This is a genomic window from Stomatobaculum sp. F0698, assembly GCF_030644385.1.
Taxonomy (GTDB): Bacteria; Bacillota; Clostridia; order Lachnospirales; family Lachnospiraceae; genus Moryella.
Genome location: NZ_CP130060.1, coordinates 253,150 through 272,994, shown reverse-complemented (window position 1 = coordinate 272,994; position 19,845 = coordinate 253,150). Strand labels below are relative to the sequence as shown.

General features: G+C 55.8%; 22 protein-coding genes. 3 read left to right on the top strand and 19 right to left on the bottom strand.

The window, feature by feature from the left end; genetic code table 11:
• Positions 1–9: 9 nt before the first annotated feature.
• The 12 genes from rpsQ to QU660_RS01275 form a co-directional block, all read right to left on the bottom strand.
• Complete coding sequence (gene rpsQ / locus QU660_RS01330) at positions 10–267, bottom strand: 30S ribosomal protein S17 (RefSeq protein ID WP_009532636.1); 258 nt, start codon at positions 265–267, stop codon at positions 10–12.
• Between the two features lie 18 nt (positions 268–285).
• Positions 286–489, bottom strand: coding sequence for a 50S ribosomal protein L29 (gene rpmC, locus QU660_RS01325; protein WP_009532637.1), 204 nt, complete (start codon positions 487–489; stop codon positions 286–288).
• Complete coding sequence (gene rplP / locus QU660_RS01320; protein WP_009532638.1) at positions 476–952, bottom strand: 50S ribosomal protein L16; 477 nt, start codon at positions 950–952, stop codon at positions 476–478. The genes rpmC and rplP overlap by 14 nt, the downstream gene beginning before the upstream one ends.
• A 3-nt stretch (positions 953–955) precedes the next feature.
• Positions 956–1,615 (bottom strand): 30S ribosomal protein S3, encoded by a 660-nt coding sequence (gene rpsC, locus QU660_RS01315; protein ID WP_304946553.1) that lies wholly within the window; start codon positions 1,613–1,615, stop codon positions 956–958.
• An 11-nt stretch (positions 1,616–1,626) separates the two neighbouring features.
• On the bottom strand, positions 1,627–2,025 hold the full coding sequence (rplV, locus tag QU660_RS01310) for a 50S ribosomal protein L22 (RefSeq protein ID WP_304946552.1): 399 nt from the start codon (positions 2,023–2,025) through the stop codon (positions 1,627–1,629).
• Between the two features lie 29 nt (positions 2,026–2,054).
• Positions 2,055–2,339 (bottom strand): 30S ribosomal protein S19, encoded by a 285-nt coding sequence (gene rpsS, locus QU660_RS01305; protein ID WP_009532641.1) that lies wholly within the window; start codon positions 2,337–2,339, stop codon positions 2,055–2,057.
• 16 nt (positions 2,340–2,355) lie between these two features.
• A complete protein-coding gene (gene rplB, locus QU660_RS01300) occupies positions 2,356–3,195 on the bottom strand; it encodes a 50S ribosomal protein L2 (protein WP_304946551.1) in 840 nt (279 codons plus the stop codon).
• A 52-nt stretch (positions 3,196–3,247) separates the two neighbouring features.
• Complete coding sequence (gene rplW / locus QU660_RS01295) at positions 3,248–3,547, bottom strand: 50S ribosomal protein L23 (protein ID WP_304946550.1); 300 nt, start codon at positions 3,545–3,547, stop codon at positions 3,248–3,250.
• The gene (gene rplD / locus QU660_RS01290) at positions 3,547–4,167 is read right to left on the bottom strand and encodes a 50S ribosomal protein L4 (protein ID WP_304946549.1); all 621 of its coding nucleotides are present in this window, start codon (positions 4,165–4,167) and stop codon (positions 3,547–3,549) included. Before rplD ends, rplW begins: the two co-directional genes overlap by 1 nt.
• A 26-nt stretch (positions 4,168–4,193) precedes the next feature.
• Positions 4,194–4,874, bottom strand: a complete 681-nt coding sequence (rplC, locus tag QU660_RS01285; protein ID WP_304946548.1) for a 50S ribosomal protein L3 — start codon at positions 4,872–4,874, stop codon at positions 4,194–4,196.
• 58 nt (positions 4,875–4,932) lie between these two features.
• Entirely contained in the window at positions 4,933–5,250 is a 318-nt protein-coding gene (gene rpsJ / locus QU660_RS01280; protein ID WP_304946547.1) for a 30S ribosomal protein S10, read from the bottom strand.
• Positions 5,251–5,553: 303 nt separating this feature from the next.
• Complete coding sequence (locus QU660_RS01275) at positions 5,554–6,075, bottom strand: hypothetical protein (RefSeq protein WP_304946546.1); 522 nt, start codon at positions 6,073–6,075, stop codon at positions 5,554–5,556.
• A 175-nt stretch (positions 6,076–6,250) separates the two neighbouring features.
• Here QU660_RS01275 and QU660_RS01270 point away from each other — a divergent pair, with 175 nt between their 5' ends.
• Positions 6,251–7,156, top strand: a complete 906-nt coding sequence (locus tag QU660_RS01270) for a class I SAM-dependent methyltransferase (protein ID WP_304946545.1) — start codon at positions 6,251–6,253, stop codon at positions 7,154–7,156.
• A 127-nt stretch (positions 7,157–7,283) separates the two neighbouring features.
• Here QU660_RS01270 and QU660_RS01265 read toward each other — a convergent pair whose 3' ends face one another.
• Positions 7,284–7,769 carry a YbjN domain-containing protein gene (locus QU660_RS01265; RefSeq protein ID WP_304946544.1) on the bottom strand — a complete coding sequence of 162 codons (486 nt, stop codon included), beginning with the start codon at positions 7,767–7,769 and terminating at the stop codon, positions 7,284–7,286.
• Positions 7,770–7,841: 72 nt separating this feature from the next.
• The gene (locus QU660_RS01260) at positions 7,842–9,146 is read right to left on the bottom strand and encodes an HAD-IIIA family hydrolase (protein WP_304946543.1); all 1,305 of its coding nucleotides are present in this window, start codon (positions 9,144–9,146) and stop codon (positions 7,842–7,844) included.
• A 158-nt stretch (positions 9,147–9,304) separates the two neighbouring features.
• Between QU660_RS01260 and mscL the strand changes: the two genes are divergently transcribed.
• A complete protein-coding gene (gene mscL / locus QU660_RS01255; protein ID WP_304946542.1) occupies positions 9,305–9,709 on the top strand; it encodes a large-conductance mechanosensitive channel protein MscL in 405 nt (134 codons plus the stop codon).
• Between the two features lie 67 nt (positions 9,710–9,776).
• Here mscL and QU660_RS01250 read toward each other — a convergent pair whose 3' ends face one another.
• From QU660_RS01250 to QU660_RS01230, 5 genes are all read right to left on the bottom strand, one after another.
• Positions 9,777–10,328: an NUDIX hydrolase gene (locus QU660_RS01250; RefSeq protein WP_304946541.1), complete on the bottom strand. Its 552-nt coding sequence runs from the start codon at positions 10,326–10,328 to the stop codon at positions 9,777–9,779.
• Between the two features lie 301 nt (positions 10,329–10,629).
• A complete protein-coding gene (locus QU660_RS01245; RefSeq protein WP_304946540.1) occupies positions 10,630–12,072 on the bottom strand; it encodes a hypothetical protein in 1,443 nt (480 codons plus the stop codon).
• On the bottom strand, positions 12,065–12,310 hold the full coding sequence (locus tag QU660_RS01240) for a hypothetical protein (RefSeq protein WP_304946539.1): 246 nt from the start codon (positions 12,308–12,310) through the stop codon (positions 12,065–12,067). The genes QU660_RS01245 and QU660_RS01240 overlap by 8 nt, the downstream gene beginning before the upstream one ends.
• A 785-nt stretch (positions 12,311–13,095) precedes the next feature.
• Positions 13,096–14,367 (bottom strand): diaminopimelate decarboxylase, encoded by a 1,272-nt coding sequence (locus QU660_RS01235; protein ID WP_304946538.1) that lies wholly within the window; start codon positions 14,365–14,367, stop codon positions 13,096–13,098.
• An 8-nt stretch (positions 14,368–14,375) separates the two neighbouring features.
• Positions 14,376–15,251, bottom strand: a complete 876-nt coding sequence (locus tag QU660_RS01230) for a hypothetical protein (protein ID WP_304946537.1) — start codon at positions 15,249–15,251, stop codon at positions 14,376–14,378.
• A 198-nt stretch (positions 15,252–15,449) separates the two neighbouring features.
• Between QU660_RS01230 and QU660_RS01225 the strand changes: the two genes are divergently transcribed.
• Complete coding sequence (locus QU660_RS01225; RefSeq protein ID WP_304946536.1) at positions 15,450–19,793, top strand: 2-hydroxyacyl-CoA dehydratase; 4,344 nt, start codon at positions 15,450–15,452, stop codon at positions 19,791–19,793.
• Positions 19,794–19,845 lie beyond the last annotated feature (52 nt).

The window sequence follows — 19,845 nt, the reverse complement described above, 5'->3', positions numbered from 1 at the left end:
TCTACTCGATTATCTCGCCTTCTCGACGATCTCAACCAGTCTCCATCTCTTATCCTTCGAGAGCGGTCTGGTCTCCATGATTCTGACTCTGTCACCGATTCTGCACTCATTGTTCTCATCGTGCGCCTTGAACTTCTTGGTCTGCTTGATGATCTTGCCGTACAGCGGGTGCTTCACGTGATCCTCGACCGCAACCGTGATGGTCTTATCCATCTTGTCGCTGACGACTTTGCCGACACGTGTCTTTCTAAGATTTCTCTCTTCCACGGTTTATCTCCTTTCGGCTCACGCTCTCGCCTGTTCCGTGATAACGGTCTGGATTCTCGCGATGTTCTTGCGAACCTCGCTGATTCTCGCAGTGTTATCCAGCTGGCTGGTGGCATTCTGGAATCTGAGGTTGAAAAGCTCCTTCTTCGCAGAGACCAATGCCTCTCTCAGCTCAGCTGCACTCTTCGCTCTTAACTCTTCGACATACTTATTCGTTTTCACTCTGTTCACCGCCTTCTGCAGTCACTGCGGAAACTCCGTCCACGCCTGCGTTGACCTCTTCCTTGGAAGCAATCTTGCACTTGCACGGAAGCTTGTGCATTGCGAGGCGCAGTGCCTCTCTTGCATCAGCCTCTGCGACGCCGTCGATCTCAAAGAGAACGCGTCCGGGCTTGACAACAGCCACCCAGTACTCCGTGGAGCCCTTACCGGAACCCATTCGGGTCTCAGCCGGCTTTGCGGTGACGGGCTTATCCGGGAAAATCTTGATCCAAACCTTACCGCCACGCTTGGTATAACGGGTCAGTGCGACACGGGCTGCCTCAATCTGATTGCTCCGGATCCAGCAGGGTTCCTGAGCAACAAGACCGAAGGAGCCGTTTGTGATTCTGTTTCCGCGCATCGCTTTTCCGGCCATGGAACCGCGGAACTGCTTTCTGTGCTTGACTCTCTTAGGCATTAACATAGTTTATTTCGCGCTCCCTTCTCTGGTCTCAGCCTTTGCCGGCAGAACCTCGCCCTTGTAAATCCAGACCTTGACGCCGACCTTACCGTAGGTCGTGTCTGCCTCGGCGAAGCCGTAGTCGATGTCCGCGCGCAGGGTCTGCAGCGGAATGGTGCCTTCCGAGTAGAACTCGCTTCTTGCGATATCCGCACCGCCGAGACGGCCGGAGCAGCAAGTCTTGATGCCGAGGATGCCCGACTTCATGCTTCTCTGCATTGCGGACTTCATCGCGCGGCGGAAAGAGGTTCTGTTCTCAAGCTGCTGTGCGATGTTCTCTGCGACGAGCTGTGCCTCTCTGTCCGGTCTCTTGATCTCCTTGATGTCGATGAAGACCTTCTTCTCGGTGAGCTTCGCAACTTCCTTCTTCAGCTTCTCGATCTCAGCGCCCTGCTTGCCGATGACAACGCCCGGCTTCGCGGTGTGAATGATCACGCGGACTCTGTCCGCTGCGCGCTCGATCTCGATGCCGCTCACGCCGGAGGCATAGAGTTTCTTCTTCAGGAACTTCCGGATGTTGTAGTCCTCGACTAAGTTGTCCGCGAAGTCTCCCTCTGCGAACCATCTGGAGTCCCAGTCTTTGATCACGCCGACTCTAAGGCCGTGCGGGTTAACCTTCTGTCCCATTCTCTACCTCCTCATCTCTCGTCCAGAACAACCGTGATGTGGCTCATTCTCTTGAAGATTCTGTAGGCTCTGCCCTGCGCTCTCGGCTGGACTCTCTTCATGATGGGGCCGTTGCCTGCATAGCACTCTGCGATGTAGAGCTTGTCTGCCTGCAGGTTGTTGTTGTTCTCTGCGTTCGCGATTGCGGACTCCACGAGCTTCTTAATGACGCCGGAAGCATATCTGGGATTGTAAGCCAGGATGCCGAGCGCCGTCTTCACGTCTTTGCCTCTGATTGCGTCCAGTACGAAGCATGCCTTCTGTACCGGGATTCTCGCATAAGAAAGCTTTGCAGACGGTCTCTTGTCGTTCTGTGCGTTTCTCTCTCTCTTAAACTGGGATCTATGTACTTTCTTGTGTACGTTAGCCATGTTGAAACCCTCCTTTCAAACCTTTCTTATTATCTGGGCGACCCGACCTTCTTCTCGTCTGCGCCGTGACCTCTGTAGGTGCGCGTCGCAACGAACTCGCCGAGCTTGTGTCCGACCATGTCCTCGGTGATGTAGACCGGAACATGCTTTCTACCGTCGTGAACCGCGATCGTAAGACCGACCATAGCCGGGAAGATCGTGGAGCGGCGGGACCAGGTCTTGATAACCGTCTTCTGGCCGGATTTGTTCATTTCTTCGACCTTCTTGAGCAGGCTCTCGTCTGCGAAGGGTCCTTTCTTCAGTGAACGTGCCATCTGTATCCTCCCTTAATTAGGCCTTGCCGTTTCTTCTTCTGACAATCAGCTTATTGGATTGCTTGTTCTTCTTTCTGGTCTTGAGGCCCAGCGCCGGCTTGCCCCAAGGTGTGCACGGACCCGGGCGGCCGATCGGCGCTCTGCCCTCACCACCGCCGTGCGGGTGATCGTTCGGGTTCATGACCGAACCGCGGACCGTCGGGCGAATGCCCATGTGGCGCTTTCTTCCTGCCTTACCGAGGTTGATGAGGTTGTGCTCGCCGTTTCCGACGCTGCCCATCGTTGCGCGGCAGTTGATCGGCACCATTCTCATCTCGCCGGACGGGAGACGAAGCGTTGCGTACTTGCCTTCCTTTGCCATGAGCTGAGCGGTGATGCCTGCAGCGCGTGCAAGCTGTGCGCCCTTGCCCGGGTAAAGCTCGATGTTGTGAATCTCGGAACCGACCGGAATGAGTGCAAGCGGAAGGCAGTTGCCCACTCTCGCCTCAGCCTTGTCGCCGCTCATCACGGTCTGGCCGACCGCAAGACCCTGCGGAGCCAGGATGTAGGACTTCACGCCGTCTGCATAGCAGAGAAGGGCGATGTTAGCCGTTCTGTTCGGATCGTACTCGATCGCAACAACCTTTGCCGGGATGTTGTCCTTCGAATTTCTCTTGAAATCGATGATTCTGTACTTTCTTCTTGCGCCGCCGCCTCTGTGTCTGACCGTAATCTTACCCTGCGCATTGCGTCCTGCATGCTTCTTCAGGCTCACGACCAGGGACTTCTCCGGCGTGGATTTCGTGATCTCTGCGAAATCGGAACCCGTCATGTTTCTTCTGGACGGAGTATACGCGGTATACTTTCTAATTCCCATTGTCTTCTCCTTTAGTTTGTTATCGCGGATTCACACCGCATAGTTTGAGGCTTTACAGACCCTGGAAGATCTCGATCTCCTTGGAGTCCGCGGTGAGCTGCACAATCGCCTTCTTGCTCTTTGCAGTCTGACCGAAGGTCACGCCTCTGCGCTTGGTCTTGGTCGGGCGGTTCATCGTGTTGACGCTCTTAACCTTAGCGCCTGCGAACATCTTCTCCACCGCTTCCTTGATCATCGTCTTGTTTGCTTCCGGATGAACCAGGAAGCAGTATCTCTTCTCTGCCATGCCCGCCATGCTCTTCTCGGTGACCAGCGGCTTGAGGATTACATCATAGTACTGAATGCTTGCCATTACGCGTATACCTCCTCAATCGTAGCGACAACATCCTTCGACGTAACCACCGTGTTGTACTTCAGAATGTCGTACACGTTGATGGTCTTCGGAGAAGCCGTCTTGACACCGGCAATGTTTCTCGCGGAGAGAACCGTGGTCTTATCATTCTCCGGCGCGACAACCAATGCCTTCTGAACCTTCAGGTTCTTCAGGGTCTCTGCCATCTTCTTCGTCTTGATCTCGCTGAGCTCAAAGCTCTCGAGGACGATGAGCTTCTGCTCCTGAACGCGGCTCGAGAGTGCGCAGCGAAGTGCCTGGCGCTTCTCCTTCTTGTTCAGGGTGATGGTGTAATCTCTCGGGCTCGGTGCAAATACAACGCCGCCGCCCTTCCACTGCGGAGATCTCGTGGAGCCCTGTCTTGCGTGACCGGTACCCTTCTGTCTCCACGGCTTTCTGCCGCCTCCGGAAACCTCGGAGCGGGTCTTCGCCTTCTGCGTGCCCTGGCGCTTATTGGCGAGCTGTGCAACCACAGCCAAATGTACAAGATGCTCGTTCAGCTCTACGCCGAACACAGCGTCATTCAATTCAATCGTTCCGACTTCTTTGCCGTCGGTGTTGTAAACAGATACGTTTGCCATCTTGCGTTCCTCCTTTCCTCTCGAAATTACTTCTTGCTCTTAACCGTCTCGCGAAGCGTGACCAGAGCCTTTCTGGAACCCGGGATTGCACCCTTGACCAGAATGAGGTTGTTCTCAGCGTCGACTCTCACGACTTCAAGGTTCTGCGTCGTGACCGTCACATGACCCATGTGACCCGGCATTCCCTTGCCCTTGAACACGCGGCTCGGATCCGAAGAGGAACCGTTGGAACCCTGGTGTCTGTGGAACTTGGAACCGTGCGCCATCGGTCCGCGGTGCTGACCGTGCTTCTTGATTGCGCCCTGGAAGCCCTTACCCTTGGAGACAGCCGTCGCATCGACCTTATCGCCCGCTGCAAAGATATCCGCCTTGATGACATCCTTCACATTGTACTCGGAAGCGTTCTCGAAGCGGAACTCTCTGAGGAAACGTCCTGCGGAGAAGACCTCTCTCTTGTGCTCGCCGCGCGTCACAACTTCCTTCTCAATGCCTGCCTTCACGAGCTGACCCGCATCCGGCTTGTTGACAAGCTTCGTGCGAATCTGTCCGTACGCGACCTGAATCGCGTTGTAGCCGTCGCTCTCCTCGCTCTTCACGCGAGTCACGACGCAGGGGCCTGCCTGGAGCACCGTAACCGGCACCAGTACGCCGGTCTCGTTGTAGACCTGGGTCATACCGACCTTTGTTGCAAGAATTGCCTTTTTCATTTCTTCCTCCTGTTTATCCTACAGCGGAGCGCCGAGGCGCTCATACTAGAGCAGGATATTATTTTGTCTTCATGCGGATATCAATGTGAACGCCCGCCGGCATTTCGAGACGAGACAGTGCATCGACCGTCTTGTCCGTCGGTGCGAGAACGTCGATGAGTCTCTTATGCGTTCTCTGCTCGAACTGCTCACGGCTGTCCTTATACTTGTGAACCGCACGGAGAATTGTAACCACTTCCTTCTTGGTCGGCATCGGAATCGGACCGGAGACCTTTGCTCCCGTTCTCTTCACCGTGTCGACAATCTTTCCGGCAGACTGATCAACCAGCTTGTGATCATACGCCTTCAACGTGATTCTCATTACCTGATTTGCCATAAAAAAAGTCGCCTCCTTTTCGCACTTTTTTTGAAAGTACGACAAGCGGTGACTGTACACAGTGCCGGGCGTGTCCTTCGAAACACCCATGGCAGGCCTTCTCTCTTTCGAAATACGGCGCTCTTCGTTTGTACAGTGACTTGTCGTCAGTATCGAGACTTGACATTCGCTCCGCGGAACTCCTGCTCTTTCGAGACAGCAACCTCTCGCTTCACAGCTATCATGTCACAGCGCCATATAGCTTAACACAAAAGAAAGAGCTGTGCAAGCAAAAGCACAGCTCTTTTTTAGAAACAATTCGGCTCAGTGTCCGCTCTCCGGCATGGTCGCATCCGACGGCGGTTCCACCGCTCTGCTGGTGCTCTCCGGCTTCACGTAATTGCCCGCCTTGTTCTTTTTGATCTTGGTCACCTTACCGGTCGGACCGGAATCATCCGCACTGTCCGTCTCCGGTGCCTCGGTGGTATCCTCGCCCTCGTGGAAAATCTGGCTCGGATAGGTCTGCCGGGTCGCCTTCGCCTGAGACTTGGTCTCCGCAACCTTTGCCTCGGTCTCCTCCTCGGCTTCCTCTACATTCTCCTCTGCTTCTTCCGCCGCCTCGGAAGCCTCAATCGAAGCCTGCTCCTCCGGGGAAAGGGTATCGTAAACGACATTCTCATCACCCGGGTCCGTGCTCTCGCCGGAAGCCGTCTCTGTCACGCTCTCCACCGCACTGCTCGCAGACTCCGCCGCAGTGGTATCGCTGTTTTTCTTCCTGCCGCAAGCAGTCACAAGCACAATGCTAGCCGTCGCAAGAAGCGCAAGCGCCATCTTCTTTCTTCTCATTGGACCATCCTCCGCTGTAAGTCATCTTCTGGTGATTTCTCATTATTCTAGCACGAAGGCGCAATTCTTGAAAGCTTTTCATAAAAACACAAGAAAGTTGCAAGAAAGCGCCTTGAAGCGCCCCGCTCCCTTTGCTAGACTAGACCCGTACACTTGCATGAGAGAGGAGGCTGCTATGCTGAGAGCCGATCGCTGGAGAGACTATGAGGTTTTGGACTGCGCCGGAGGCGAAAAGCTGGAGCGCTGGGGAGATTATTTTTTGGTGCGCCCGGACCCGCAGGTTATTTGGCGCAGCGACAAGAAGGACCCGCATTGGCGTAAGCCCGACGCCCACTATCACAGAAGCAACCGCGGCGGCGGCGACTGGGAGTTTTTTTCGCTTCCGAAGCAGTGGGATATCTCCTATGCGCTTCCCGAGTCCCTTGTGAATCCCCGCACAAGTACGCTCCGTTTTCAACTGAAACCCTTCCGCTTTAAGCACACGGGCCTCTTTCCCGAGCAGGCCGCGAACTGGGACCGCTTTTCTTCCATTATTAACCGCGCCGCAAAGGAAGGACGTCCCGCGCGCATCTTAAATCTCTTTGCCTATACCGGCGGCGCGACGCTCGCCGCAGCGGCTGCGGGCGCGGAAGTGACCCATGTCGACGCGAGCAAGGGCATGGTCGCCTGGGCCAAGGAAAATGCGGAGTCCTCCGGCCTCTCGGCAGCACCGATACGCTGGCTCGTCGATGACTGCGGAAAATTCGTACAGCGGGAGCTTCGGCGCGGTCGCCGCTACGACGCCATCATCATGGATCCGCCCTCCTACGGACGCGGCCCGAACGGCGAGCTCTGGAAGCTCGAGGACACGCTCTACGAACTCTTGACGGACTGTGTCTCCCTGCTCTCCGACACGCCGCTCTTCTTCCTGATCAGCTCCTACACAACGGGCTTACAGGCTTCGGTGCTCTCCTACCTCCTCGGCGATTTGATTGTGCCGCGCTTCGGCGGAAAAATTGCCGCCGAGGAACTGGGGCTTCCGGTCAGCGGGAACGGGCTCACCCTTCCCTGCGGCGCGAGCGGCCTCTGGATTGCGCCCTGAGCGCGTAAAGCCGGCAAAAATCTGCCGGCGCTGCGTTTTTTTCACCGCGCCTTTTTGCCCTATCACTCTATCACACAAAAAGAAGAACGGCCGCGGCCGTTCTTCTTTGATTACAGCTCCTCTTCGATTACATGTCCTCTTCGCACTTCTCGACAGCCTTCTCCGCCGTCTCGTCGTTAAAGACAATGCCCGCAACCGCCGTGCCGTAGCGCTCGAACATAGCCGCTGCGCAGGAAATGCTGTTGTCGATGATGTCGCGGTTCGGAACCATACCCGTGCAGTCCGTGTGCACCTTAAAGCGCACCTCACCGTCCCGCATGTCAAGCTCAAAGTTTCCGAGCTTTAAATTGTAGTTCGCGCGGCAGGTAAACTCCGCCATCTCCTTCATGATGCGCGCATCGTCCTTGTCGGCGCCGATCGGCGAAATCGCATAGGACGTATAAGACTGCTCATTGACCACGATGACGTAGCGAATCTGCTTTAGCTTTCCGTCAATCGAAAGACCGAAGCGAAACACACCGGACTCCTCGTCAAACGAAATGCTCCAGTCGTTCTCAATCAAGTAGTTATCGATTGCTTCCGCAATCGGCCGTGAATACTCTCTGCTCGCCATACTCTCTCCCTCCATCGTCTTACTTTCTTCCTTATCTACTGTATCACGAAACGTCCGCGCACTCCAGCGAAATCAGCGCTCACCGAGTATTTTTGCAGCCGCATCCGCGAGATTCTCCGCAACGAGATCCGGCACTGCGTCATACTTGCCGTCCTTCCCCGCTTCACCGGTCCGCACCAACACGGTTCTCACGCCCGCATTTTTTCCGCACTGTATATCGCCGGTCGTATCGCCGATCAGACAGCAGGCGGAGAGATCCAAGTGGTAGCGCTCCGCGGCGCGTAGGAGCATACCCGTCTTCGGCTTTCGGCAGTCGCAGTCAATCTTCAATTCCTTCACCTCGCCCGGGAAGCCGCTGTCCGGGTGATGCGGGCAGTAGAAGACATCGTCCACGAAGGCCCCCTCCCGTCCGAGCAAGGTCTTCATCTTGTTGAAGATGGTCTCGAGCTCCGCCTCACTCGTCTCCCCGCGTGCAACGACGGGCTGATTGCTCACGACAATCGTGAGATATTCCGAGCTGTTTAAGCGCTTTAAGCCCTCCGCCGCTTCCGGCAGGAGTTCCAATTCTTCCGGCGTTCTCACGAAGCCGTTGTAGCGGTTGATGACGCCGTCCCGGTCAAGAAAGACCGCGCGCTGCGGAAACGCTAAGTTCCGCTTTGCAGGGAAACCGGACTTCCACTCTTCCTCGGCCGCCTGTATGCGCTCCACCGTGCCGACATCCTTTACGTACTCCGGAGAACGGTAAGCGTAAATCGCCTCGCCGCGCGCTGCCATGGGGGCCAAAATCTCCTTCTCGAAGTCCGTTTTTTTCACTTCCGGGACGCGGCGCAGCATATCCCGCGAGAGCAGGTAGATGCCGGCATTTACAAGATTGTCCTGCCAGCCCGTCCGCACATTGTGCTTGGAATCAAAGCCCGTGACGCGGTTCTCCGCATCGGTCACAATGAGATCCGAGTCGTAGGGATGGGAATTCGGGTGCGCAAAGAGCAGGCACTCCGCCCGCTTCTCGAGGAAGAAGCGCTCCATCCGCGCGATATCGATGTCAAAGCGGATATCGCCGAAGAGGAGCAGGAAGTGCGCGCTCTCGATTTTAGGCAGAAGGAGCGGAAACGCCCCTGCCGTGCCGAGCGGCTCGGTCTCTTCGACATAGTCTAGCTCCATGTCGCGCGAAGCGCCGTCGCCGAAATAGGAGATAATTTTCTCCTTCAGATGCCCGACCACAAGGGTGACACGTCGTATGCCGTAGCGCTTCAGCTCTTCGAGCTGCCATTCGAGTAGGGGCTTCCCGAGAAACGGGGCCATGGGCTTCGGAATCTCATCTCTGGTGAGCGCCGCGAGCCGGCTTCCCTTGCCGCCCGCCATTATCACTGCCTGCATGCTTGCTCCTCCCTTTTTATCGCTGTTTTCTGGTCGATTATACCATAAAACAGGCTTTTTCCGGCGCAACATTCTATTTTTCATTTTCGCGGCACACTGCTATACTAAGTCCGAAAACAGCAATTGTTGCTATTATTGCTTTGTGTAAGGGGGTACTCATGAAAGGATTTATGAAAGAGTTCAAGGAGTTCGCGCTGAAGGGCAATGTCCTTGATCTGGCAGTCGGTGTGATTATCGGCGGTGCGTTCAGCACGATTGTCAAGTCGCTGGTGGATGACATCATCATGCCGCTGATCGGCATGATTCTCGGCCAGATCAACATTGCGACGCTCGCGCTGACCATCAAGAACCCGCTCGGCGGTGAGGCTGTCTCGCTTGCTTACGGCGCATTCCTGCAGAACGTCCTGAACTTCTTCTTCATCGCACTCGCAGTCTTCTGCATCGTAAAGGCGGCAAACGCGGTCAACAAGAAGAAGGAAGAGGCTCCGGCGGAGGAGCCGAAGCCGAGCAAGGAAGAAATCCTGCTCACCGAGATTCGCGACGCGCTTCGCGAGAAGAAGTAATTGAAACCGCAAGACAAAAACAGCCGGGCCTATGCCCGGCTGTTTTTGATTGCTCGCTTCCGCGATTTCACTTTCCTTCCTTCGCCTCTCGCGCCTTATAGTAGAGCGCAATGTGCACCGCCTGCGCAAAGCTGCCGTCCTCCATGGCGCGACGAAGTTCCTCTTCGCCGAGTCTCACATAGACCACACACTCACTCTCGTCGAGTTCCTGTGCGGAAACCACGCGGCAGCCCTCCGCGAGAAAGCAGTGCGCCCGGCTCGTACCCATGGTCGGATTCGCAAAAAAGCTCCCAAGCTCTGTCCAGCGCTCCGCAACCGCCCCGGTCTCCTCGAGAAGTTCACGCTTTGCGGCCTCCAATGCGGACTCGCCTCGCTCAATGCCGCCCGCCGGAAATTCCGTCGTGACCGCATCGATGCCCACGCGGTACTGCCGCACACAGATGTACTTGCCCTCGGTATCCCTGGCCGCAATCACGACAAAGTCTCTCCCGCTGTAATGATAAAAGGGCGCAATCTCGATGCCGTTCGGCAGGCGGTATGTTGCCTCCCGAAAATCGATCCAGCGGTCCTTTCGTATGATTTTATCTTCCAATTTTTCCCAGCGAAGATTTTCTTCCATCCCTTTGCTCCTCTCCGGCGCTCCCTGCGCCGCAGCGCGCTTCTTTGCGCTCTCGCCGCATTGTTTCGTTATTTTCGCGGTTTTGTTGCCGTTTCCGCTTTCTCTTATCTGTACCGCTCCCGTTCGCTCTGCACTGAAAGGCGCCCGACTCTCCCCCTCTCTTAACCGCTTTTACTCTCCTTCTCGTTTTACTTTCCTCACCGTTCCGCGCTCTGCCATGCCCGATACCGGAGACTTTCGAGTCGATGCCCGATCCGTTTGCGAAGCAATCGAAACCGATAAGCAAAGGCAGAACCACGCTTCAATGCTTTCCCGTCGCATACGGGCGCCGCACCGCAAGGCGTAGGCCCTCGCCGGACTTTAAAATCCACTCGAGCGCGCGGTTCAGAAGATAGCAGATAAAAAGCAGGAGCGTACTGTTGACCCGCTTCGGGAAAAAGAGTCCCAGCACGCAGTAGACATAGCTGCAGAGCGAGAACCAGACAAAAAACCAGATGCTGAGCCGAAACGCCGGGAGTCTCACAATCAGCCAGACCAGCGCCCCGCCGACCAGCAGTGCGAGCAGCGCAAGCGGCAGTATCTTGAGCCAGCTGCCGCTCGTAAAGAGCGCCGCGACATTTTGAAGCGGGCGCGATAAGGTCTCTGCGAGCGCATCGCCCGAAACGGCATCCTGACTCTTCGAGGCAGCCCGGTTTAAAAGCCCGGACAACAGCGGCAATATCCAAATCTGAAACAACAAAAGATAGGCCGCATTGATATTTGCCGCGTACTTCGAGTTCATCTTCACTTCCACGAGGGACAGCGCACGATTCACCAAGAGAGACAGAAAATAGGAGATCGCAAGCGCCTGCACGACGCCGAGATTTTGCAGTTGATAGAGCTTCCCCTGATAGTTGTAAACGCTGCTCCCAAAGAAGAGCTTCATCACATCGCTGAAGCCGGAGATGCGCCCCGTTACAACGGTCAAAATCCAGAGCAACAGACAGCCCGCCGCGAGCAACAAGGTCTGTTCCCGGCTCACGGCAAGAGAGAACACAGGCTTCTTTTTCTTGGGCGGCTTCCGCCTGCCGAGCGTGCGTTCCTTTGTCAAGCAGACAAGAATCAATGCGGAACCCGCTGCCGCGAGGAGCCCGAGGACAAGCTGTACCCAAGCGCCGAGCAGATAGCTGTGCCCCAAGAGCCAGGCCGCGGCCGGCAACCAGGAGGCCAAGAGTACCGGAAAGAAGTTTCTGCGCCCCAAGGTGCTCGCACTCAAATAAAAGGGGTAGAGAAAAAAGAGAGCCGCCGCAATTCTCCAGCCCGCGCTGCGATCCCAACTCATCTTCATCCGAAACACACCCGCAATCAAATTGGCAAGCGAATTCACGAGACTCTCCACAAAGCGTCCGGTCATAAACCAGGCAGTCGTGAAGTGGTTGTCAAGCAGCATATAGGGCCGCAGGCAGGCGAGCAGATAGAGTGAAAAGCCGAGCAGGACAAAGCTGCAAAGCTTGATGCCTTGCGTCTCTTTCGCCAGCGCGCCGCCCGCAAGGGCCAGCGAAAAGAGAAGCTGAAACAGCAGAATCAGCACAAGAAAGAGGAGCAGCATCGCATCTAACTCGCTCTCCGTCCGAAAACTGCGGCTCGCGATTGCCTTCGGCAATGCAAAGAGGGATCCCGCGGCCCGGAGCGTAATCCAAAGGAAGGAAAAGGCCAAAAAAAGAACGGCAGCGCGGTAGCACTGCCGTATAAGCCGCTCAGACATATTCCGCCTCGCTGCCCGCGCCTTCCGGCTTTCCCTCGCCCATAATGCGGTCAAAGTCCTTCTTCTCCGAAGAGTAGCTCGACATACAGCCCATACCGCAGCTGCCGCAGTTTCCGCTGCAACCGGTGCTGTGCTGATGGCTGCCGTGCTGCAAAATATAACGTGTTATGAGAACGATTCCGATCAGAATCGCAAGCGCCAACAAGGCGGTATAAACATTCGGTCCTTCTGTCATCATACACCTCCTGCGCTTTCGCGCGTCTTCATTGTAGTCCCAAAGTCCGATTTTGTCATTACGGATTCTCTTTGCCGTCCGAGCTTCCGCATGTTTGCTTTGCCGTATGCAAATCCACGCCCATAGTTTGCCACAGCTGTCGCGTAAGGCGAACTTTGTCGTTTAAGGATTTCGTAACGACTCCTCAATGAATATTCAGAATAGTTTTCGACAAACTTCAAGCATTCAAACGCCTTTCGACCTATACTAAAGCCACAACAAAGAGCGATATATACAAGAACAAATGAACAATGCATACAAGAAGTACTCTCTCTTGTTTTGAAACCCCACCCTAATGAAAAAAGCCTCCGGCCGGTAACGGAGGCTTTTTTCATGTCTTGTTTGCCCGAAATCCATTCTGGCGGGAGTACAAAAAGAGCGGTTCCGACGCCGCGCACCTGCCTCCCCGATCGGCCGGCATGCTTAGGAATCATCCCTATCCGGACTGATGCCTCCGTGTTTTCGGCGAGCAGCCCTCTTTACGATAGGCACTCCGTCCTTTTGACACGAAGCACGCCGCCGGAAAGACGGATGGCCCGCTTTCCGACGCGTCCTCCGAACATAGCGTTTTACGGAGATGTCAGCGGAAACCTGCCCTGTAGCAAGGGTTTGCAGCACTTATGATCGACTCTTTTTGTCCCATAACTCGAATTTACCCATGATTTCAAAAAGGAGCCCGCAAACAGCCAAAACAAGGTGTTTACGGGCTTCTCGCATTCCGATGTTCCGATTGCGCCGTTTATTGCCGTTTATTTCAGATACTTGTCCATGAGACCGCAGAAATCGAAGGTCGCAAAGTAGTCCTTCGGAGTCTCCGCACGGCGTATTAACTGCACGGAACCGTCTTCACGGAGCAAAAGCTCGGCGCTCCGAAGCTTACCGTTATAGTTATAACCCATCGAAAACCCATGCGCACCGGTATCATGGATGTAGAGATAATCTCCCATCTCAATTTTCGGCAATTCTCTGCCGATTGCGAACTTGTCGTTGTTCTCGCAGAGGGAACCCGTGACATCGTAGACATGATCGTGCGGCGCGGTTTCTTTGCCGAGCACGGTGATGTGGTGGTAAGCGCCGTACATGGCAGGGCGCATCAGATTGACCGCGCAGGCATCCACACCGATATAGTCCTTGTAGATGTGCTTTTCGTGAATGGCCTTGGTGACAAGCGCGCCGTAGGGAGCCAGCATGAAGCGCCCCATCTCGGTATAAATCGCAACCTCACCGAGTCCCGCGGGAACCAAAATCTCCTCGTAGACCCGCCTTACCTCTCTGCCGATTTCCAGGATATCGTTGGCACTCTGTTCCGGGCGATAGGGCACGCCCACGCCGCCCGAGAGGTTGATAAAGGCAATCTCCGCGCCCGTCTCCTCTTTTAAGCGCACCGCCTCGCGAAAGAGAACGCCCGCAAGCTTCGGGTAGTACTCGTTCGTCGTCGTATTGCTCGCGAGAAAGGCGTGCAGACCGAAGCGCTTTACACCCTTTGCCTTCATCGTGCGAAAGGCCTCCGTGATCTGTGCCGGCGTCATACCGTACTTCGAATCGCCCGGGTTATCCATGATGCCGTTTGAAAGTTCGAACATACCGCCCGGATTATAGCGGCAGCTCATGGTCTCCGGGAGCCCCCCGAGCTCGGCCTCGACACTCTCAATGTGGGTGATGTCGTCCAAGTTGATGATACCGCCGAGCCGCGCCGCGAAGGCAAACTCTCCCGGCGGGGTGTCGTTCGAGGAGAACATAATCTCCTCTCCCGAAAAACCGCAGGCATCGCTCATCATGAGCTCGGTCTCCGAAGAGCAGTCCACGCCGCAGCCGTACTCCTTAAGGATATTCAACAAAAAAGGATTCGGGGTCGCTTTGACCGCAAAGTACTCGCGAAAGCCCTTGTTCCAGGCAAAGGCCTCTCGCACGCGGGCAGCGTTTTCGCGTATGCCTCTCTCGTCGTAAATATGGAAGGGCGTCGGATACTGCGCCGCAATATCCCTTGCCTGTTCCAGTGTCAAAAATGTTTCTTTTTTCATACCTTGCCTCATGATTCCGTATGCGTGTGCGTGTTCAAATGCTCGTTGCAGTACTCGTGATCCCCTTGGCACTTGGAGCAATAGCGGAACTCCAGTTCCGGGTTCGTGAGCTCCGTGCGCCCGCAGACCTCACAGCGATGGCGCGCGGTCTTTTCGGGCGCCGCTTCTTTCTTCCGCTTTGCACTGTCCATCGGAATAATCTTGGGACCCGCACTGCCCTGCCGCCGCTTCGTACCCCCAAATTTTCCGGCAAGAAGACGCTTCAGCGCGCCGGCCCAGTAAAGATAGAGCCCCAGGTTGAGCAGCGAGAGAAAAATCGCAACCCGGCTGCCCGCAGTGCCCATAATGAAATAGTAGAGCTCAATTCCCGCATAGAGCACCGCCAAATAAATCGCACGTACGGGAAACAGTCCCATGAAATAAATCTGAAGATTGGGGTAGGTGAGCGCAAACGCAAGGAAAAGCGACAAATTCAGCGCGGTCGGCGTAATCAACACAAAGCTGTGCATCACAAAATAGACGACGAAGGCTGCCGTAATGTGAAACAGTATGCCGAGAAAGAGATAGAAGTTAAAGCGGAAGCGCCCCCAGCTCCGCTCCAGCATACCGCCGACCCAGTAGTAAAAGTAGAGCCCCATGAGGCCGTAGAGCACAGTCTCTATGATATTGCGTCCGTAGCCCGGCGGGAATAAGAGCCAGGTGACCAGACGCCAAACCTGCCCCTTCAAAATGGCGACCGGATTGAGCGCGAGATATAATACATAGGCCGCCGGATTGATGATCCAAAGCACCAAGCCTATGGCATAGATTACAGTAAAGATTCGCATCACATTCGGGATGGCAAAGCGCCCAAAGCGCTTCTCAAGGCGATCTAAGGTATTCATGTACCTTCCTCCTGTCAAGAATAAACTTATTATCTAAGAAGATTTGGGCTTTGTCAAATAACGGAACGCCCGTTCCCCCTCCTTGTGTTTCCCTATGTGCTGTGCTAGAATTTATCGCTATATATGGTATAATCGCTGTGCATGCGTCCGCGTGGCGTCTGCACAGCATCGTTTTTACGACTTTGAGGAAAGTAAAGCATGGATAGAAAACAATACAGACTGGGCATCGACATCGGTTCCACGACCGTTAAGATTGCCATCTTAGACGAGAAGAATGAAGTGCTCTTCTCGGATTACCAACGTCATTTTGCGAACATTCAGGAGACGCTTGCCCGCCTTCTGATCGCAGCCAAGGAAAAGCTCGGAGAACTCGACCTGATACCGATGATTACCGGTTCCGGCGGTCTCACGCTCGCAACCCATCTGCACGTGAGCTTCGTACAGGAAGTGGTTGCGGTTGCGACGGCCTTAAAGGCCATCGCACCGAAGACCGATGTCGCGATTGAGCTCGGCGGCGAGGACGCAAAAATCATCTACTTCACCGGCGGCATAGACCAGCGCATGAACGGCATCTGCGCCGGCGGCACGGGTTCCTTCATCGATCAGATGGCTTCCCTGCTCCAAACGGATGCCTCGGGTCTCAACGACTACGCGAAGAGCTATAAGGCCATTTACCCGATTGCGGCGCGCTGCGGCGTGTTTGCGAAGTCGGACATTCAGCCGCTCATCAACGAGGGCGCAACCCGTGAAGACCTTGCGGCTTCGATTTTCCAGGCAGTCGTGAACCAGACCATCTCCGGCCTCGCGTGCGGAAAGCCGATTCGCGGCCATGTCGCCTTTCTCGGCGGCCCGCTCCACTTCCTGCCCGAATTAAAGAATGCCTTCATCCGCACCCTGAGACTCACGGACGAGTACATCATCGACCCGGATAATTCCCATCTCTTCGCGGCCATCGGCTCCGCGATGAGTGCCGAACAGGAAGCGGGCGTGGACATCAACGATTTGATTGAGCGTCTCCAAAAGGGTGTCTCCATGGACCACGAGGTGCAGAGACTGGCCCCGCTCTTCAAAGGCGAAGAAGACTATCGCGAATTTGAGGCGCGCCACACCGGCCACTCGGTCAAGTCCGGCGACTTCGAGAGCTACGAGGGCAAGATTTTCCTCGGCATCGACGCGGGCTCCACGACCACCAAAATTGCGCTGATCGGCGAAGACGGGCAGCTGCTCTACAAGTTCTATTCGAGCAACGAGGGCTCCCCGCTCACCACCGCAATTCGCGCAATCGAAGAGATTCAGAAGCGCATGCATCCGAATGCGGAGATTGTCTACTCCTGCTCGACCGGCTACGGCGAGGCGCTCTTAAAGGCTGCCTTCCAGCTTGACGAGGGCGAGGTTGAGACCATTTCGCACTACTATGCCGCTGCCTTTTTTGAGCCCGACGTGGACTGTATTCTTGACATAGGCGGTCAAGATATGAAGTGCATCCGTATCAAGGATCACACCGTTGACTCCGTGCAGTTAAATGAGGCCTGCTCGGCGGGCTGCGGCTCCTTCATCGAGACCTTTGCAAAGTCGCTCGGCTACTCCGTGCAGGATTTTGCAAAAGAGGCGCTCTTTGCAAAGAATCCCGTGGACCTCGGTACCCGCTGTACGGTCTTCATGAACTCGAACGTCAAACAGGCGCAGAAGGAGGGCGCAACCGTCGCCGATATCTCGGCCGGTCTCGCTTACTCGGTCATCAAGAACGCGCTCTTTAAGGTCATCAAAATTGCCGATGCCTCGAGCCTCGGCAAGCACATTGTGGTGCAGGGCGGTACCTTCTACAATGACGCTGTGCTCCGCGCCTTCGAGCGCACGGCGGAGTGTCAGTGCGTGCGCCCCGACATTGCCGGCATCATGGGTGCCTTCGGCGCGGCCTTGATCGCACGCGAGCGCTGGGAAAACCAGACGACCACCATGCTGCCGCTCGACAAGATCATCGCGCTGCAGTATAAGACCGCCATGACGCGCTGTCAGGGTTGTAACAACAAGTGCGTGCTCACCGTGAACCAGTTCGGCGGCGGCCGCCGCTTCATCTCGGGCAACCGCTGTGAGCGCGGCCTCGGTCTGGATCGCAAGAAGAAGGAAGTTCCGAATCTCTTTGATTACAAGATGCACCGTCTCTTTGACATAGAGACCCTCTCGGAGGATGAGGCGCCCCGCGGCACCATCGGCATCCCCCGTGTTCTGAATCTCTACGAGAACTACCCGTTCTGGGCGGTCTTCTTCCGTGAACTCGGCTTCCGTGTGGTACTCTCTCCGGTTTCGACCAGAAAGATATACGAGCTCGGCATTGAGTCCATCCCCTCGGAGTCGGAATGCTATCCCGCAAAGATTACCCACGGCCATGTGAGCTGGCTCATCAAGAACGGCGTCAAAACCATCTTCTATCCCTGCATCCCCTACGAGCGGGATGAGGAAAACGGCGCGGGCAACCACTATAACTGCCCGATTGTCACAAGCTACGCCGAGAACATTAAGAATAACGTCGAAGAAATCGAGACCGAACACATCCGCTTCCTGAGCCCCTTCATGGCGTTCACGAACGAAAAGATTCTGAGTACCCAGCTCGAGAAGATTATGCAACAGGAATTCGGAATTCCCGCTGCCGAGACCCGCGCCGCGGCACATGCGGGCTGGGCGGAACTTCTGCAGGTCAAGAAGGATGTCGAGTCCGAGGGCGAGCGCGCCGTTCAGTGGTGCAAAGAGAATAAAAAGCACGGCATTGTCCTTGCGGGTCGCCCCTATCACATCGATCCCGAGATTCATCACGGCATTCCGGATATGATTGCGGGCTTCGGACTTGCGGTTTTGACCGAAGACAGCATCTCCCACCTCGGCAAGGTCGAGCGCCCGGTCGTGGTCTCCGACCAGTGGATGTACCACTCCCGCCTCTATGCGGCGGCGAGCTATGTAAAGAACAGCGAAGTCTTGGATCTGGTCCAGCTGAATTCCTTCGGCTGCGGCCTCGATGCGGTCACAACCGACCAGGTCTCCGATATTCTGACCGGCTCCGACAAGATTTATACGGTGCTGAAAATCGACGAGGTCAATAACCTCGGTGCGGCGCGCATCCGCATCCGCTCCCTGATTGCGGCGCTCCGCGTCCGCGACCGGAAGCACTACCAGAGAACGGTTAAGTCCGCGGCATACGACCGCGTCCTCTTCACAAAACAGATGAAGAAGGACAACTATACGATACTCTGCCCGCAGATGTCGCCGATTCACTTTGACCTGCTCGCACCGGCGATCTCCGCCTTCGGCTATAACGTGGTGCTCCTCGACAACGATGACCGCCGCGCGGTCGATATGGGATTAAAGTACGTGAACAACGACGCCTGCTTCCCCTCGCTCTGCACGATAGGTCAGGTCATGGATGCCCTGCTCTCCGGCAAGTACGACTTAAACCATACCGCGATTTTCATGAGCCAAACCGGCGGCGGCTGCCGCGCTTCGAACTACATCGGCTTTATCCGCCGTGCCCTCGAGAAAGCGGGCATGGGACACATCCCGGTCATCTCGGTCAATGTGGGCAACATGGAGCAGAATCCGGGCTTTAAGGTCACGATTCCCATGGCCATCAAGGCGATTCAGGCGACCGTCTACGGCGATGTCATGATGCGCTGCCTCTATGCGACCCGCCCCTACGAAAAGGTGCCGGGCAGCGCGGAGCAGCTCCACAAGAAGTGGCGCGCCATCTGCACCAAGGCAGTCTCCAAGCGGAACCCGGCCATGAACGAGTACCGCCGCATCGTCCGCGCCATCGTGAAAGACTTTGACGAACTGCCCCGCCGCCCGGTCAAAAAGCCGCGCGTCGGCGTGGTCGGCGAGATTCTGGTTAAGTTCTCGCCGCTCGCAAACAACCACATTGTGGACCTTCTGGAGCGCGAGGGCGCCGAAGCGGTTATGCCGGATCTTCTCGACTTCATGTACTACTCTTTCTATAACCTGAACTTTAAGGCAGAGAATCTCGGCTTCTCGAAGAAAGGCGCCTTCCTCTGCAATGTGGGAATTAAGCTCATGGACTGGTTCCGCGCAGATGCAAAGGCGGCACTCCGGCGCAGCAAGCACTTCACCGAGCCCGGCGATATTCGCCACATGGCAGAGATGAGCTCCAAGTTTGTCTCGCTCGGCAACATGACGGGTGAAGGCTGGTTCCTGACCGGTGAGATGTTAGAGCTGATTGAGAGCGGCGTGAAGAACATTGTCTGCACCCAGCCCTTCGGCTGCCTCCCGAACCATGTGGTCGGCAAGGGCGTGATCAAGCAGCTCCGCGCTTCCTATCCGGATGCGAACATCATCGCGGTCGACTACGACCCGGGCGCGTCCGAAGTAAACCAGTTAAACCGCATCAAGCTCATGCTCGCCATGGCACAGAAGAATCTGCGCGGCGAATCCTGTGCGCTTCCCACGGAAAACGACACACAGAGTTCCTGCGGCTGCGGAAGCCATGGCAGCGGTCACAGCCACGGCGGCTCCTGCGGTTGTTCGCACTGCGGCTGAACTGCCCGCAAGCAAGACAAATAAAGTTCCGGAAAAACGCCGGAATCGGATT